This is a genomic window from Amycolatopsis sp. NPDC026612 (assembly GCF_040638285.1).
Classification (GTDB): domain Bacteria; phylum Actinomycetota; class Actinomycetes; order Mycobacteriales; family Pseudonocardiaceae; genus Amycolatopsis.
In genome coordinates this window covers 141995-156829 of sequence record NZ_JBEZYB010000004.1, presented here as the reverse complement: position 1 = coordinate 156829, position 14835 = coordinate 141995, and the positions used below count along the sequence as shown (strand labels likewise).

The window sequence follows — 14835 nt, the reverse complement described above, 5'->3', positions numbered from 1 at the left end:
CAACACCGGAACGTTCATCCCGTGTGCCCACCGCTTCCCGGCTTCCGCGCCGCCAGCACGGCGTCGTAAAGCTCCTTTTTGGACACCCCGGTCGCCTCGGCGACCTCGGCCGCCGCGGACTTCAGGCGCTCGCCGGCGGCCACCCGGGCCGCGACCTCTTCGACCAGGTCAGCCACCGAAACCGCCCTCGGCGGCGCACCGGACAGCACCACCGTGATCTCCCCGCGCACCCCGTCGGAAGCCCACGAAGCCAGCTCCGAAAGCGGACCCCGCTTCACCTCTTCGTACGTCTTGGTCAGCTCCCGGCACACCGCGGCGGGCCGATCCGGACCCAGCACCGCGGCCGCATCGGCCAACAGGGAGGCCAGCCGGTGCGGGGACTCGAAGAACACGACCGTCCGGGGCTCGTTGCGCAACGACGTGAGCCACTTCGACCGCTCTCCGGGCTTGCGCGGCGCGAAGCCCTCGAAACAGAACCGGTCACAGGGCAAACCGGACAAAGCCAGCGCCGTCGTCACCGCGGACGGGCCGGGCAGGCACGTCACCGGCACCTCTTCCGCGACGCACGCCGCCACCAGCCGGAAGCCCGGGTCGGACACGCTCGGCATCCCGGCGTCCGTCACCAGGACCACCGTTTCGCCCGCGTGCAACGCTTCGAGCAGCTTGGGCAGGCGCGCCGACTCGACGTCTTCGTAGAAGCTCACCACCCGGCCGCGGGGGGTCACGCCCAGCGCCGTCGCCAGCGATCTGAACCGGCGCGTGTCCTCGGCCGCGACGACATCGGCTTCGGCCAGCGCTTCCGCCAGGCGCGGCGAAGCGTCGCGGACGTCGCCGAGCGGAGTAGCGGCCAGGACCAGTCGGCCCGTTGTCACCGGTGAGCTCACCCGGCCAGCCTAGGCTGATCAGCGGATCCGGACGACGCACGCCCTGTCCCGCCCGTAGGATCGCCCCCGTGACCGCCGTGCTGACCCGTCCCGACGACGAAAGCGTCCGGCCGGACCCGGTCGAGGCGCTCCGGCCGCCCACCGACCGCGAGCTGACCCTGCTCGGCCGAGGCATGCCCACGGACCGATTGCGCGGCTGGGTCGTCACCCTCGTGCTGACCGTGATCGGCGGCATCGTCCGCCTGCAGAACCTCGGCGTGCCGACCGACAAGGGCAGTCCGGTCTTCGACGAGAAGCACTACGTGCCGCAGGCCTGGCAGGTGCTGCGCAACGGCGGCTATGAGGACAACTACGGCTACGAGCTGGTCGTCCACCCACCGCTGGCGAAGCAGCTGATCGCGATCGGCGAATGGCTGTTCGGCTACAACGGCTGGGGCTGGCGGATCATGCCCGCGCTGGCCGGCACGCTGATCGTGCTGCTGACCATCCGCATCGCCCGCCGCCTGACCCGCTCGACGCTGCTCGGCGGCATCGCCGGCATCCTGGTGATCAGCGACGGCGTGCTGCACCTGCAGTCCCGCATGGGCATGCTCGACATCTTCATCGCGCTGTTCGTGCTCGCCGCGTTCGCCTGCCTGCTCGTGGACCGTGACCAGGTGCGCGAACGGCTCGCGACGGCGGTCCGCGAAGGCTGGGTCAACGAGTCCGTCTGGGGCCCCAAGCTCGGGTTCCGCTGGTGGCGGTTCGCGACCGGGCTGATGATCGGGCTGACCTTCGGCGTCAAGTGGTCGGCGCTGTACTACATCGTCGCGTTCGGGCTGCTCTGCGTCGGCTTCGACGTCGCGGCGCGGCGCGCGGCCGGCGTCGAACGGCCCTGGCTGGGCACGATCCGCCGGGACGTGCTGCCCGCGCTGTGGGCGATCCTGCTCGTCCCGTTCCTGATGTACTTCGCCGCGTACTGGGCCTGGTTCGCCAGCGAAACCGCCACCGACCGGCACTACACAGAGATCAAGGACATCGCGCCGGGCGCCTGGGGGTGGGTGCCGCCGGCGCTGCGCTCGCTCGGCGACTACACGGGCAACGTCCTGCACTTCCACGAAACACTGGTCACGCCCAAGGACAACCCGCACCCGTGGGAGTCGAAGCCGTGGACCTGGCCGATGGGGCTGCGCCCGATGCTCTACAGCTACAACGGCGAGGTCACCGGCTGCGGCGAGGCCCGCTGCATCAGCGCGACGATGCTGATCGGCACGCCGGCGATGTGGTGGCTGGCGATCCCGATGCTCGGCTGGGCGGCGTGGCGCTCGATCTTCCGCGCGGACTGGCGCTACGCGGCCGTGCTGGTCGGCTACCTCGGCGGGTACGTCTTCTGGTTCACCAACATCGACCGCCAGATGTACTTCTTCTACGCGACCCCGCTGGCGGCGTTCCTGGTACTGGGGCTGACGTTGTGCCTGGGCCAGATCCTCGGCAGCGCCCGCCGCGGCTTCGAGAGACGCGGCACGGGGCTGCTGGTGGTGTCGCTGTACGTCGGGCTGGTGGTGGCGAACTTCGCCTGGCTGTGGCCGATCCTGAACGGCATCGCGATCACGAACGGCCAGTGGGAGGCCGAGCGCTGGCTGCCCTCCTGGCGCTAGTCAGCCGGCGAAGTAGGCACCTGGCGTGATCCCGACGGCCCGCCGGAACGCGGCGACGAACGCGCTCGCCGAGCTGTACCCGACGCGGTGGGCCACGGTCTCCAGCGGCGTGCCCTGGGCCAGCAACGGCAGTGCCCCCCGCAGCCGCGCCTGCGTGCGCCACGTCCCGAACGGCATCCGGCACTCGCGGACGAAGAGCCGGGCCAGCGTGCGTTCCGCGGCGCCGACGTCACGGCCGAACTCGGCGAGCGTCCGGGGATCGGCCGGGTTCGCGAGCACCGCCGCCGCCACGTCGAGGGCGCGCGGGTCCGTCGGCGACGGCACCACGATCGGCACGACGTCCAGCGGTTCGAGCAGGTCGAAGGCCACGGCTTCGGCGCGCAGCCGCGCCGGTTGTGCGACACCGTCGCCGGTCAGGTACTCGAGCAGCTCCCGCAGCAGCGGCCGGACGACGACCACCCGCGGCTGCGCCCACGACACCGGGGACCGCGCCGGGTCGGCGTAGATGCCGCGCAGGGCCGCCCGCCCGAGCGCGCCGGTGCGGTGCCGGATCCCGGCCGGCATCCAGAGGGCCCGCGTCGGCGGCAGCACCCAGCCCGCGTCCCCCGCCTTGACCGCGACGACCCCGCGGGCCGACCAGACCAGCTGGTGCGCCGGGTGCGCGTGCCACGGGAACCAGGTGCCGGCGGGCAGGTCGAACGCGCCGAGCAGCATGGCACCGGATTGACTGGTTGGCGACATCGGTTGGCAGCGTATCGGCTACCGGTCACCGCAGCGGCTCCCTAACGTCGACACCATGCCGATGAACCTCATCCACCGCAGGATCTGCAGCTCCGCGAAGTGGGCGGACACCGTCGAAGAACGCCTGAAGCCGTGGCTGGCCCGGCACGACCTCGGCGACGACGTCCTCGAGATCGGCCCCGGCTTCGGCGCCACCACGAAGGTGCTGCTCGACCTCGTGCCGAAGCTGACCGTCCTGGAAATCGACCACGCGTCGACCGAGCTCTTGCGGGCGAAGTTCGGCGACCGCGCCGACGTCGTCGAGGGCAGCGGCGCGGAGATGCCGTTCGAAGACCGGAGCTTCTCCGCCGTCGTCTGCTTCACGATGCTGCACCACGTGCCCACCGCGCGGCTCCAGGACGCGATCTTCGCCGAAGCCGCGCGCGTACTGCGGCCCGGCGGCGCCTACCGCGGATTCGACGGCCAGCTCAACTTCCGGTTCCGGCTGCTGCACATCGGCGACACGATGAACGTCGTCGACGCGGCCACCCTGCCGGACCGCCTCGGGAAGGCGGGGTTCGAGCAGGTCGACGTGCAGCTCCGGCCGAAGGAGCTGGTGACCTTCTCGGCCGTCAAACCCGGCTAGGGCGGTGACCCTCAGGCCGGCCGCGCGGCGGCCCGGAGGCCGTCCATCAGGAGGTTCAGCAGGCGGCCGGCCTTGGCTTCCTGGCCGGGCCGGGGGGCCACGGTGAAGATGCCGATGAGGGCGGCGGCGATGTCTTCGGCGGTGACGTCGGAACGGAGGTCGCCCGCCGCGCGGCCGGCGTCGAGGATCGTGGTGATCGCCGTCAGCAGCTCGGTCCGGGTTTGCGCATGGGCGATCTCGCCCGACTCGATCATCGCGAGCAGCGTGTCGAGCATGCCGTTCTTGGTCGCGATCCAGTCCCCGAACAAGTCCATCCAACGCCGCATCGCCGCCGCCGGGGGCAGCACGCCGAGCAGCTCGCGGGCGCCGGTCGTCAGCCGGCCGACCTGGTCCCGGTAGACCGCGTCGACCAGCGATTCGCGGGTCGGGAAGTGCCGGTAGAGCGTGGCGATGCCGACCCCGGCCTCGCGGGCGATCGCCCGCATCGACGGCTCGGCGTCAGCCGAGACGAACACCCGGGTCGCCACCGCGAGCAGCTGGTCGCGGTTGCGGGCCGCGTCCGCCCGCGGCACGCGTCTCTCCGGCTCAGACAAAACGGATCACGCTCCGGTTGTGTTAAGGTCAACAGGTAAACGGAGCATAGTCCGTTTCGATCCGTCCGAGGAGACAGACGTCCATGCAGGAACAGCACGAGCACTCGTCGACGGCCGGGAGCAGGGCGGTCCGGCTCGATTCGTTCGGCGGTCCCGAAGTCCTGGAGATCCGGGAGATTCCCGCTCCGCAGGCCGGTGCGGGGCAGCTCCAGGTGCGGGTCACCGCGGCCGGGCTCAACCCGATGGACTGGATCATGACCGCCGACGCGGACACCGCCGCCCGGTTCGGCTTGAGCCTGCCGGCCGGGTTCGGGACCGACTACGCGGGAGTGGTCGACCAGGTCGGTGCCGGGGTGACCGGCTTCGCGCCGGGTGACCGGGTGTTCGGGAGCGCCCTGTCCCGCGCGGTCGCCGACTTCGTGGTGGTCGACGCGGCCGGGGAGATCGCGGCGAACGAGGCCCACCACACCCCCGACGGCGTCGACGACCGCACCGCCGCCACCCTCGCGATCGCCGGCCGCACGGCATCCGCCGCCCTCGCCGTGGTGGGCCCCGGCCCGGACGACACCGTCCTGATCGGCGGCGCCGCGGGCGGGGTGGGGGTGTTCGCCGTCCAGCTGGCCCGGATCGCGGGAGCGCGCGTGCTCGGGACGGGATCGGCGGCATCGGCCGGTTTCCTGCGCGATCTCGGCGCCGAGCCGGTCGCCTACGGTGACGGCCTGGCCGGCCGGGTCCGGGCCCTCGCTCCCAGCGGTGTCACCGCCGCCATCGACCTGCACGGGACGGAGACGGTGCACACCGCACGGGAACTCGGCGTCCCGGACGCCCGCATCTGCACCATCGCCACGCAGGTCGACGGCGTGCCGGCGGCCAACGGCGCGAACGCCGCTCCCGGCGCACTGGACGAGCTCGCCCGCCTGGTCGCGGCGGGCCGGCTCCGGATGCCTGTCGCGGCGAGCTTCCCGGTGGAGGAGATCCGCCGCGCGGCCGAGCTCCAGGCCGGCCGGCACGTGCACGGCAAGGTCGTCATCGACCTCTAGCGGCGAGGTCGGTCAGCCGGGTGGTGCAGCCGGCCAGGCTGGGCTGAGCGGCGGTGGTGTTCGCCGGTGCACGGTTGATCCCGGCAGGCCGAGCCGGCCGCCGATCCGGATCGGGCCCAGCCGATTGCGCCACCGCAACCGCAAGATCTGCCTCACCTTCGGGGCCGGCGTGCGGTTCGGGCTGTGGTGCGGGCGGCAGCTGCGGTCGGTCATCCCGGCAAGCCTTCAGTGCGGTAGCGGTCGGCCCCTGGTGGGCGGTCGCCGCCTCAACCCGGGACGACCGCCCGGACTCCACCTCCAGCGCGCCGGCTAGCGGTGGTGCTGGCGGGGCACCACCCGGGTCACCGGGCCGTCGGCGGACTTGCCCGCCCGCGACAGCCAGCCCTCGACCTCGCGGCGCACCGCGGTCAGCGTCGGACGGCGGCGCGGCTCGGGGTCCAGCGACGCCGCCAGCAGCCGGGCGTGCGCGCTGCGCTGGGGCAGCCGGGACACCGGTTCGGCGCGCGCCGCGGCCATCAGGGCGGCCATCGGCGTCTCGCGGGTGCCGCGCGGCGGCTGACCCGACAGCGCGTAGCTGATGGTCGCGGCCAGCTGCCACGCGTCCGACGCCGGCGAGGCCGTCGCCCCCATCGCCTGCTCCGGGGCGACGAAGTCGGGCGTGCCGATCATCATCCCGGTGGCCGTCATCTTGGAGTCGCCCTGGCTGCGGGCGATGCCGAAGTCGATCAGGTGGGCCAGGCCGCTCGGGTCGAGGACGATGTTCGACGGCTTGATGTCGCGGTGCAGGACGCCTTTCTCGTGCGCCGCGGCGAGCGCGCCCGCCATCGTCGCCCAGAGCCGGCCCGCGGCGACGTCGTCGAGCGGGCCCTGCCCGTCGACGAGCTCGGCCAGCGGACGGCCTTCGAGGTACTCCATCACCAGCGCGAGGCCGTCCGGCTCCTCGGCGAGGTCGTACACCTTGACGCAGTTCGGGTGGCTGACCACGGCGAGCGCGCGAGCTTCGCGCTGCATGCGCTCGGCCGTGTCCCGGTCCGGCGCGTGCGCGATCTTCAGCGCTACCGTGCGGTTCAGCTGGGTGTCGACGGCCTGCCAGACCGTGCCGAACCCACCCGCGCCGAGCTGCTTGACCCGGCGGTAGCGGCTGCCGCCGGCGCTGCGCGAGCCGGGCGGCGGCGGGATCGGGCCGGGAGCCGCGGCCAGCGCACCGGCCGGCGGGGACGGCGGCTGGGGCGCGGACGCCAGCGCGGTCTTCGGGTACGGCCGGTTGACCGGCGGCGGTGGCGGGGGCGGCGGGGTCGGGCGCGGCTGGACCTGCGACGGGGGCCCCTGCGGCTCCGGCCGGCGGGGCGGCGGCTCGTCCGACCGGTCCGACCGGTTGATCACCGACCACGGCGGCGGCCCGACCATCGCGACCGGGATCAGGCCCAGCACGCTGAACGGCAGGAAGCCGAGCCAGAAGTGCAGCGCGGTGTTCGCCTCCATGCCGACGCTGAAGACGAGCATCGCGGCGAACGGGATCCAGAAGAACCGCGACGGCCACTTCGGGCCGCGGCGGAAGGCCGTGCGGCCCTGCAGCATCACGAAGAACAGCGAGCCCGCGCCCAGGACGATGAACGCCAGCAGGTAGACGAAGAACGGAATGTCCCTGCCGTTCTGGGACACCAGCACGTCGTAGACGGTCTGGCCGCCGCCCAGGTACTCCCGCTGGTTGTCCACCCAGCAGCCCCCGGAGCTGTTCAGCGAGTTGAGCTCGGCCAGGGAAAGGCCGGTCTTCTGCTTGCCGAACGCCGCCTGGAAGACACCCGAAACGCCGATGGCCAGCAGCCACGGCAGCACCAGCGTGCTGAACAGGCCGATCGCGCCGAACACCGACAAGGTCGTGGCGTCGTAGCGGTTGCCGGTGCCCTTGCGGATGATCGACACGGCCAGCGCGCCGATCGGCGGGAGCAGCGCGACGAGTGCGCCGGCCGCACTCGTGGCCCAGACCCAGTCGCCGGGGCAGAAGCCCGGGCCGAACAAGGAATGGGCTAGCGAGAGCAACGCGCTCGCGAGTCCGTTCACCGCCGGGCTCCCTCACTGTCGGTGTTCACTTCGTAGCCGTCACGCGGCGTTTCCCCGCGGTCCAGCTTAGGACGCTCCCGGACGCCGTGAGGTTGCCGGGTCTTTCCGTCCGGAGAATCCGGCACGGTCGCCGCTCCCGCGCCATGATGGGGATCGGCGGAACGTCCGACGCGAAGGAGGGGGCATGGGCGCGTACTCCGAAGCCTACCGGCGCAGCCTGGCCGAGCCGGACGCGTTCTGGCTGGCCGCGGCCGAGTCGATCAGCTGGACGAAGCCGCCGGAACGAGCCCTCGACGACTCGAACCCACCGCTCTACCGCTGGTTCCCGGATGCCGAGCTGAACACGTCCTACAACGCCCTCGACCGGCACGTCGAAGCCGGCCGTGGCAGCCAGGCCGCGCTGATCTGGGACTCTCCCGTGACCGGACGGAAACGCACGTACTCCTACGCGGAGCTGCGGGACACGGTCGCGCGGTTCGCCGGCGCGCTGCGCTCGCTGGGGGTCACGAAGGGTGACCGGGTGATCGTCTACCTGCCGATGGTGCCCGAGGCCGCGATCGCGATGCTGGCGTGCGCGCGGATCGGCGCCGTGCACTCGGTGGTCTTCGGCGGGTTCGCGCCGAAGGAGCTGGCCGCCCGGATCGAGGACGCGAAGCCCAAGGTGATCCTCGCGGCGTCCTGCGGCATCGAGCCGACGCGGGTGGTCGAGTACCAGCCGATCATCGAAGCCGCGCTCGGGATGACCGAGCACCAGCCGGACCACGTCGTCGTGCTGCAGCGCGAGCAGGCGCCGGCCGTGCTGACCGGGCGCGACCTCGACTGGCGCGAGCTGGCGGCGGGCGCCGGGCCGGCCGACCCGGTGCCGGTGGCGGCCACCGATCCGCTGTACATCCTCTACACGTCCGGGACGACGGGGAAGCCCAAGGGCGTCGTCCGCGACACCGGCGGCCACGCCGTCGCGCTCGCCTATTCGATGGACGCCGTCTACGACATCCACGCCGGCGACGTCTGGTGGACCGCGTCCGACGTCGGCTGGGTCGTCGGGCACTCCTACATCGTGTACGCGCCGCTGCTCGTCGGCGCGACGACGGTCGTGTACGAAGGCAAGCCCGTCGGCACGCCCGACGCGGGCGCGTTCTGGCGGGTCGTCGCCGAGCACGGGGTCCAGGCGCTGTTCACCGCGCCGACCGCGCTGCGAGCCGTCAAGAAGGTCGACCCGGACGCCCGCGAGCTGGAGAAGTACGACCTGAAGACGTTCAAGACGCTGTTCATGGCGGGTGAGCGGCTCGATCCGGAGACCTACCGCTGGGCACACGAGAAGCTCGGCGTGCCGGTGGTCGACCACTGGTGGCAGACCGAAACCGGCTGGCCGATCGCGGCGAACCCGCGCGGCCTGGAGCCGATGGACGTCAAGGCCGGGTCCGCGACCAAGCCGGTGCCCGGCTGGGACGTCCGGATTCTCGGCCAGGCGGGCGAGGAGCTGCCGGCCGGACGCGAAGGGGCCATCACGGTGAAACTGCCCCTGCCGCCCGGATCGCTGCCGACGCTGTGGGGCGACGACGAGCGCTACCGCGAGGCCTACCTCTCGCGCTACGAGGGCCACTACCTGACCGGCGACTCCGGTTACTTCGACGAAGACGGCTACCTGTTCGTCATGGGCCGGACCGACGACGTCATCAACGTCGCCGGGCACCGGCTGTCCACCGGGTCGATGGAGGCCGTGCTGGCCTCGCACCCGGCGGTCGCGGAGTGCGCCGTGATCGGCGTCGCCGACGAGCTCAAGGGCCAGCTGCCACGCGGGTTCGTGGTCCTGAAGGCGGGCGCGGACATCGCCGTGGACCAGCTGCGCGACGAGCTGGTGGCGCTCGTGCGCCGGGACATCGGGCCGGTCGCCGCGTTCCGCCACGTGTCCATTGTGGACGCCCTGCCGAAGACGCGGTCCGGCAAGATCCTCCGCAAGACGATGCGCGCGATCGCCGACGGCCGCGACGAGGCGGCGCCCTCCACGATCGAGGACCCGAGCGTGCTGGAAGCGATCCGGACGGCCCTTCGTTAAGTATTGTGCCGAATGCGCCGGCTGGTCTATACCTTTGAGGGAGTCCCCCGACCGGAGGTGCCCGATGCGCTTGTCCAGAGCCGTCTTGACCGCGGCTGTCGTGAGTCTGACGGCGGCCGGCCTGCCCGCCTCCGCGGCGGCGGCCCCGGCCGCGCCCGAACGGAGCGTGACCGACGTCGTCCCGGTGCCGGTCTCGGCGAAGGCCGACCCGCGCGGTGACTTCAAGCTGACGCCGTCCACCGTGATCAGCGCCGACCGCGGCGCCGGCCAGGTCGCCGACTACCTGCGCGGCCTGCTCCGCCCGGCCACCGGCTACCCGCTGCCCGTCGTGCCGAACGCGCCCGCCCGGCCCGCGATCTCGCTGAAGCTGGGCCACGATGCCCGCGTCGGCACCGAGGGTTACGAACTGAAGGTCGCGCGCGACGGCGTCACCCTGCGCGCGAACACCGCCGACGGGCTCTTCGAAGGCGTGCAGTCGCTGCGGCAGCTGCTGCCGTCGGCGATCGAGGCGAAGGGTGTGCAGCACCGGACGTGGACCGTCGCCGGCGGCACGATCCTCGACTACCCGCGCTTCGCCGAACGCGGCGCGATGCTCGACGTCGCCCGGCACTTCTTCCGCACCGACCAGGTGAAGCTGTACCTCGACCAGATCGCCCAGTACAAGGTCAACACGCTGCACCTGCACCTGGCCGACGACCAGGGCTGGCGGATCGAGATCAAGAGCTGGCCGAAGCTGGCCACGGTCGGCGGCAAGACCGCGGTCGACGGCGACCCGGGCGGCTACTACACCCAGGCGGAGTACCAGGACATCGTCGCGTACGCGGCTTCGCGGCACATCACGGTGATCCCGGAGATCGACATGCCGGGCCACACGAACGCGGCGCAGTCGACGTACGCGGAGCTGAACTGCGACGGGAAGGCCGTCCCGGTGCGCACCGACACCGAGGTCGGGTACAGCTCCCTGTGCATCTCCTCGCCGATCACCTACAAGTTCGTCGAAGACGTCGTGCGCGAGCTCGCGGCCCTCACGCCCGGCCCGTACCTGCACATCGGCGGCGACGAGGCGCACTCGACGCCGCCCGCGGACTACGTCGCGTTCGAGAAGAAGGTCCAGCCGATCGTCGCGAAGTACGGCAAGAAGGTCACCGGCTGGCACGAGATCGCCAAGTCGGACCCGCCCGCGTCGGCGGTGCCGCAGTACTGGGACTTCGGCGGCGACAACCCGAGCGTCGCGGCCGCCGCGGCGCGCGGCAGCAAGATCCTGATGTCGCCGGCGAACTACGCGTACCTCGACATGAAGTACACCCCGCAGACACCGCTGGGCCAGGACTGGGCCGCGTTGATCGAGGTGAAGGACGGTTACGGCTGGGATCCCGCGTCGCTGGTCAAGGGCGTCGGCGAGCACCAGGTCGCGGGCGTCGAGGCACCGCTGTGGACCGAGACGATCCGGACCAGCGACGACATCGAGTACATGGCGTTCCCGCGGCTGCCGGGGATCGCGGAGATCGGCTGGTCGCCCAAGGCGTCGCACAACTGGGACGCGTACCGGGCTCGGCTGGCGAAGCAGGCCCCGCGCTGGGTCGCGCAGGGCATCGACTTCTACCGGTCCCCGCAGGTCGACTGGAAGTGACGTCAACCGGCCAGGCGGGCGCGGATCGCCCGCCTGGCCAGTGCGTACGCCCGGGTTCCGCCGTTCAGCACGGCGTCCGCGTTGGCCGCCCGGCCCAGCGCGTGCAGCTCGAACGCCAGCACCTCGGCGTCCGCGTCGAGGTGGCCGAGCGCGACCGCCTCCTCCGCGGTCTCGCGGAGGAAGGCGGCGAAGGCGCCGCTCGCCGCCGCCACCGCGTCGTGCACCCGGCCCGGGCGCGCGTCGAACTCCGCGCCGACGTTGAAGAAGAAGCAGCCGCCCGGGAAGATCCGCCGTTCCGAGTAGTCCAGCCAGCTCTCGCAGGCCGCGCGCAGCCGCGGCAGCCCGGGTGCCACCGCCCGCGACGGCGTCACGACGTGCGAACCGAAGATCGCCAACGCCGCTTCGATCGTCGCGAGCTGCAGCTCCTCCTTGGAGCCGAACAGCGCGAACACCCCGCTCTTGCTCAGCTCGAGCTCGGTGGCCAGCCTGCCGAGGGACAACCCGGCCAGGCCGTCGACCGAAGCGACGTCCACCGCCCGGCGCAGCACCAGGCGCCGGGTGGCGTCGCCGCGGGCGATCCGGCCGTCAACCGGCACGCCGCGCCCGCCATCGGTCCACAGTGGACTGGACGCCGTCCCGGTAGGACGCCGAAAGCGCGGGCGCGGCCAGCACGCGGTCCGCGAGGTCCAGCGCCGCCTCGACCTTGTCCTCCGGCAGCTGCCCGTAGTTGGCGAAGGAGACGAGGTACACCTCGGTGATCGTCGGGCCGTCCGCGCGCTCGGCCAGCTCGAGCGGCCCGGAAGTCGGCACCGTGCCGGGCCGCAGCACACGCAGGTACCAGCCGCTGCGCCCGCTGTCGATCATCAGCGGCGTGATGTCCTTGCGGCCGGTCTTCATGGCCAGCTTGAAGCACGGCTGCCGGGGCTGGGAAACCTGCACCAAGGCGTCACCCCAGGCCCAGACGTCCCCGATCCGGACGTCGTCCTCGGTGACGCCGGTCAGCGAGACGTTCTCGCCGAAGCCGCCCGGCCGAGCCTCGACGCCGTCGGCCGCCCAGGCCGGGTAGTGCTCGGCGGGGTAGACGTAGATCGCCTTGTCGACGCCGCCGTGCACGGTGAGATCGGCCTGCCGGTCACCGTCGAGGTTCAGCTCGGTCAGGTTCAGCTCCGGCGCGGCGACCAGCGCTTTCGTGATCGCGCTCAGCACCGCCCGCTCGCGCCGGTAGCCCAGCACGCTCGGCTCTCCCACGTAGACACCCTCGACGTTCATGAGCCGAAGGTAGCACGACCGTTCGTCTATTTTTCCGGTTCGGCGCCCGGGCCGTCAGGGCTTCCCTGGCTCGGGTGAACCCGAAGTAGACAGTGTCTACATCAGTTTGATAGACAGTGTCCTCAAGGTGAACCACGGGTTACGGAGATCGGGATGAGCTACCACCGTTTCGTCGTCCTCGGCGACAGCTGCGCCGAAGGCCTCGACGACCCCTATCCCGATCAGCGCCACTTCCGCGGCTGGGCCGACTTCGTCGCCGCGCGGCTGGCGGCGGACGAACCGGGCTTTCGCTACGCCAACCTCGCCGTCCGCGGACGGCGGCTCGACCAGATCGTCCCCGAGCAGGTACCGGTCGCGGCCCGCCTCGAACCCGATCTGGTCGCCCTCTTCGGCGGCGGCAACGACGTCATGAGCCGCGGCTGGGACGCGCGCACCGTCGCCCGCCGGGTCGACGCCGCCGTCCGGGCCTGCACCGGAATCGCGCCCGTGGCCGTCACTTTCACGCTCAGCGACATCTCGCACCGGATGCCGCTCGGCAGCCGGATGCGGCCCCGGATCATCGCCCTCAACGAGGCCATCCGCGAAGCCGCCGTCAGCTACGGCGCGTTGCTCATCGACCTGTGGCCGGACCAGGCCGTCACCGATCCGCGCTACTTCGGCGCCGACCGGCTCCACCTGTCCGCCCACGGCCACCGCCGGCTCGCCGCCTACGTCCTCGCGCGGCTCGGCCTCGACCCCGATCCCGCCTGGCTCGCGCCGCTGCCCGGCACCGCGGCTCCCGGCAGCCGGCGCGCCGACCTGCACTGGCTGCTCCGGGAGGTCCTGCCGGTCGCGGTGACCCGCACGCGCAACCGGCTGACCGGCCGCCAGCCCGGCGACGGCTTCGTCCCGAAACGCCCGGACCTCCTCCCGGTCACCTTGGACGAGGCGTGGGCACCCGGCAACGCCTGATCACGACGGCGTCGGAACTGCTCGCCGAGGACGGCGTCGGCGCGGTCACGCTGCGCGGGATCGCGAAGGCCGCCGGGGTTTCGCACGGCGCGCCCCTGCGGCACTTCTCGGGCCGTGCCGAGCTCCTCTCGGCCGTCGCCACGCAGGGGTTCACGGAGCTGCTCGATCGCCGCACCCGGCTGCCGGACGGCACCCCGCGGGAACGGCTCAGCGCGGCGTGCCACAGCTACGTCGACTTCGCGCTGCGGAACCCGGCGATGTTCGAGCTGATGTTCCGCCGTGACCTGATCGACCCGGACGAGCCGGCGCTCGCGGCCGTCAGCAGCGCGGTGTTCGACGAGTTCGCGGCGCTGGTCGCGGCGGTGGGCGGCCACCGCACCGACCCGCGGCTGGTCGCCGCGTCGCTGTGGGCCGCGCTGCACGGCCTCGCCCAGCTGTGGCTGTGGGGCGGCCTGGCCGGGGCGAGCTTCGTGCCGTCCCCGGAGGCGGCGCTGGCCGTCACGCTCGACGCGTACCTGGGCTGAGCACGACACGCCGACCCGGTACGGGCGCCCGAACACGTGGTCGAATACCCTCTCCGGCATGACCGAGTCAGACCCGCAGCTCGAGCGCATCCGCAAGCTGCTGGCGAAGGCCGAAGACCCGGCGGTCACCGAGGCGGAAGCCGAGGCGTACAACGAGAAGGCCGCCGAACTCGTCGCGCGGTACGGCATCGACCAGGCGATGCTCGCCGCGTCCGGGGCGAGTGCCGACGAGATCGGCACGCTGAAGATCCCGATGAACGACCCGTACAGCCGCGACAAGGCGAGCCTGCTCACCTCGGTCGCGTACCCCCTGCGCTGCCGGACTTTGCTCCACCGCCTCGGCCAGAAGGTCGAGAGCGTCACGGTGTTCGGGTTCCGGTCCGACCTCGGCCGGGTGGAACTGCTGTTCACCAGCCTGCTGCTGCAGGCGAGCACGCAGCTGACCCGCGTCCGGCCGGGTGGTTTCTTCCCCGGCGAGTCGCTGGCCGCGTACCGGCGCACGTGGCTGCACGGCTTCGCCCGCGCGGTCCACGAACGCCTGTCCCGCGCCGAGCAGGAAGCCGTCCGCACGGCGGTGCCCGGCGAGCGGTCGGCGGAGCTGGTGGTCCGCGACCGCTCGCAGATGGTGCAGCACGCGTTCGACTCCGAATACGGCGACCTGCGCGCCGCTTCGCCCCGCCGGCTGTCCGGCAGCGGCTACCTCGACGGTCATGACGCCGGCACCCGGGCGAACCTCGACCCGTCCGCACTGACCCGCCGGACGAAGGCCCTGCGCTGAACCCTCCGAGGTGATCTCAGGGATCACCCCGATAGCCCCGCGGCCG

At 72.2% G+C, this 14835-nt stretch carries 14 protein-coding genes and 1 pseudogene; 8 read left to right on the top strand and 7 right to left on the bottom strand.

The genetic code is table 11. The annotated features are described in order from the left end of the window. Positions 1 to 14: 14 nt before the first annotated feature. Positions 15 to 872: a 16S rRNA (cytidine(1402)-2'-O)-methyltransferase gene (rsmI, locus tag AB0F15_RS06280; protein WP_360266387.1), complete on the bottom strand. Its 858-nt coding sequence runs from the start codon at positions 870 to 872 to the stop codon at positions 15 to 17. Between the two features lie 80 nt (positions 873 to 952). Between rsmI and AB0F15_RS06275 the strand changes: the two genes are divergently transcribed. After that, positions 953 to 2521: a phospholipid carrier-dependent glycosyltransferase gene (locus AB0F15_RS06275; protein ID WP_360266018.1), complete on the top strand. Its 1569-nt coding sequence runs from the start codon at positions 953 to 955 to the stop codon at positions 2519 to 2521. Here AB0F15_RS06275 and AB0F15_RS06270 read toward each other — a convergent pair whose 3' ends face one another. After that, on the bottom strand, positions 2522 to 3235 hold the full coding sequence (locus AB0F15_RS06270) for a helix-turn-helix transcriptional regulator (protein WP_360266384.1): 714 nt from the start codon (positions 3233 to 3235) through the stop codon (positions 2522 to 2524). It abuts the gene before it with no gap. 82 nt (positions 3236 to 3317) lie between these two features. On the opposite strand from AB0F15_RS06270, the gene AB0F15_RS06265 reads away from it, so the two are divergent. After that, positions 3318 to 3887 (top strand): class I SAM-dependent methyltransferase, encoded by a 570-nt coding sequence (locus AB0F15_RS06265; protein ID WP_360266016.1) that lies wholly within the window; start codon positions 3318 to 3320, stop codon positions 3885 to 3887. Positions 3888 to 3898: 11 nt separating this feature from the next. Here AB0F15_RS06265 and AB0F15_RS06260 read toward each other — a convergent pair whose 3' ends face one another. After that, positions 3899 to 4480, bottom strand: a complete 582-nt coding sequence (locus AB0F15_RS06260) for a helix-turn-helix domain-containing protein (RefSeq protein WP_360266013.1) — start codon at positions 4478 to 4480, stop codon at positions 3899 to 3901. Positions 4481 to 4563: 83 nt separating this feature from the next. On the opposite strand from AB0F15_RS06260, the gene AB0F15_RS06255 reads away from it, so the two are divergent. Then, positions 4564 to 5520: an NADP-dependent oxidoreductase gene (locus tag AB0F15_RS06255; protein ID WP_360266011.1), complete on the top strand. Its 957-nt coding sequence runs from the start codon at positions 4564 to 4566 to the stop codon at positions 5518 to 5520. 63 nt (positions 5521 to 5583) lie between these two features. Here the strand turns inward: AB0F15_RS06255 and AB0F15_RS06250 are convergent. Beyond that, positions 5584 to 5739 (bottom strand): annotated as a pseudogene (locus AB0F15_RS06250) (IS481 family transposase); the annotation flags it as partial. Between the two features lie 90 nt (positions 5740 to 5829). After that, positions 5830 to 7581, bottom strand: a complete 1752-nt coding sequence (locus AB0F15_RS06245) for a serine/threonine-protein kinase (RefSeq protein WP_360266008.1) — start codon at positions 7579 to 7581, stop codon at positions 5830 to 5832. A gap of 184 nt (positions 7582 to 7765) precedes the next feature. Here AB0F15_RS06245 and AB0F15_RS06240 point away from each other — a divergent pair, with 184 nt between their 5' ends. Beyond that, a complete protein-coding gene (locus tag AB0F15_RS06240) occupies positions 7766 to 9637 on the top strand; it encodes a propionyl-CoA synthetase (RefSeq protein WP_360266005.1) in 1872 nt (623 codons plus the stop codon). A gap of 64 nt (positions 9638 to 9701) precedes the next feature. Next, positions 9702 to 11267 (top strand): beta-N-acetylhexosaminidase, encoded by a 1566-nt coding sequence (locus tag AB0F15_RS06235; protein ID WP_360266003.1) that lies wholly within the window; start codon positions 9702 to 9704, stop codon positions 11265 to 11267. Between the two features lie 2 nt (positions 11268 to 11269). On the opposite strand, the gene AB0F15_RS06230 is transcribed toward AB0F15_RS06235, so the two are convergent. Together AB0F15_RS06230 and AB0F15_RS06225 are read right to left on the bottom strand one after the other, a co-directional pair. After that, complete coding sequence (locus AB0F15_RS06230; RefSeq protein ID WP_360266000.1) at positions 11270 to 11863, bottom strand: TetR/AcrR family transcriptional regulator; 594 nt, start codon at positions 11861 to 11863, stop codon at positions 11270 to 11272. Continuing rightward, the gene (locus AB0F15_RS06225; RefSeq protein ID WP_360265998.1) at positions 11853 to 12536 is read right to left on the bottom strand and encodes an MOSC domain-containing protein; all 684 of its coding nucleotides are present in this window, start codon (positions 12534 to 12536) and stop codon (positions 11853 to 11855) included. The genes AB0F15_RS06230 and AB0F15_RS06225 overlap by 11 nt, the downstream gene beginning before the upstream one ends. A 153-nt stretch (positions 12537 to 12689) precedes the next feature. Here AB0F15_RS06225 and AB0F15_RS06220 point away from each other — a divergent pair, with 153 nt between their 5' ends. Genes AB0F15_RS06220 through AB0F15_RS06210 form a run of 3 tightly spaced genes read left to right on the top strand, consistent with a single transcriptional unit; the run spans position 12690 to position 14789 of the window. Continuing rightward, on the top strand, positions 12690 to 13487 hold the full coding sequence (locus tag AB0F15_RS06220) for an SGNH/GDSL hydrolase family protein (RefSeq protein WP_360265995.1): 798 nt from the start codon (positions 12690 to 12692) through the stop codon (positions 13485 to 13487). Beyond that, positions 13466 to 14011 carry a TetR/AcrR family transcriptional regulator gene (locus AB0F15_RS06215; protein ID WP_360265992.1) on the top strand — a complete coding sequence of 182 codons (546 nt, stop codon included), beginning with the start codon at positions 13466 to 13468 and terminating at the stop codon, positions 14009 to 14011. The genes AB0F15_RS06220 and AB0F15_RS06215 overlap by 22 nt, the downstream gene beginning before the upstream one ends. A gap of 58 nt (positions 14012 to 14069) precedes the next feature. After that, on the top strand, positions 14070 to 14789 hold the full coding sequence (locus tag AB0F15_RS06210; RefSeq protein WP_360265989.1) for a DUF2786 domain-containing protein: 720 nt from the start codon (positions 14070 to 14072) through the stop codon (positions 14787 to 14789). The last annotated feature ends 46 nt before the right edge of the window (positions 14790 to 14835 follow it).

Excerpts from the sequence above, each read along its gene's own strand:
- AB0F15_RS06225 (WP_360265998.1), bottom strand. The coding sequence starts at position 12,536 with ATGAACGTCGAGGGTGTCTACGTGGGAGAGCCGAGCGTGCTGGGCTAC.
- AB0F15_RS06220 (WP_360265995.1), top strand. The coding sequence starts at position 12,690 with ATGAGCTACCACCGTTTCGTCGTCCTCGGCGACAGCTGCGCCGAAGGC.
- AB0F15_RS06270 (WP_360266384.1), bottom strand. The coding sequence starts at position 3,235 with ATGCTGCTCGGCGCGTTCGACCTGCCCGCCGGCACCTGGTTCCCGTGG.
- AB0F15_RS06210 (WP_360265989.1), top strand. The coding sequence starts at position 14,070 with ATGACCGAGTCAGACCCGCAGCTCGAGCGCATCCGCAAGCTGCTGGCG.
- AB0F15_RS06265 (WP_360266016.1), top strand. The coding sequence starts at position 3,318 with ATGCCGATGAACCTCATCCACCGCAGGATCTGCAGCTCCGCGAAGTGG.
- AB0F15_RS06235 (WP_360266003.1), top strand. The coding sequence starts at position 9,702 with ATGCGCTTGTCCAGAGCCGTCTTGACCGCGGCTGTCGTGAGTCTGACG.
- AB0F15_RS06240 (WP_360266005.1), top strand. The coding sequence starts at position 7,766 with ATGGGCGCGTACTCCGAAGCCTACCGGCGCAGCCTGGCCGAGCCGGAC.
- AB0F15_RS06255 (WP_360266011.1), top strand. The coding sequence starts at position 4,564 with ATGCAGGAACAGCACGAGCACTCGTCGACGGCCGGGAGCAGGGCGGTC.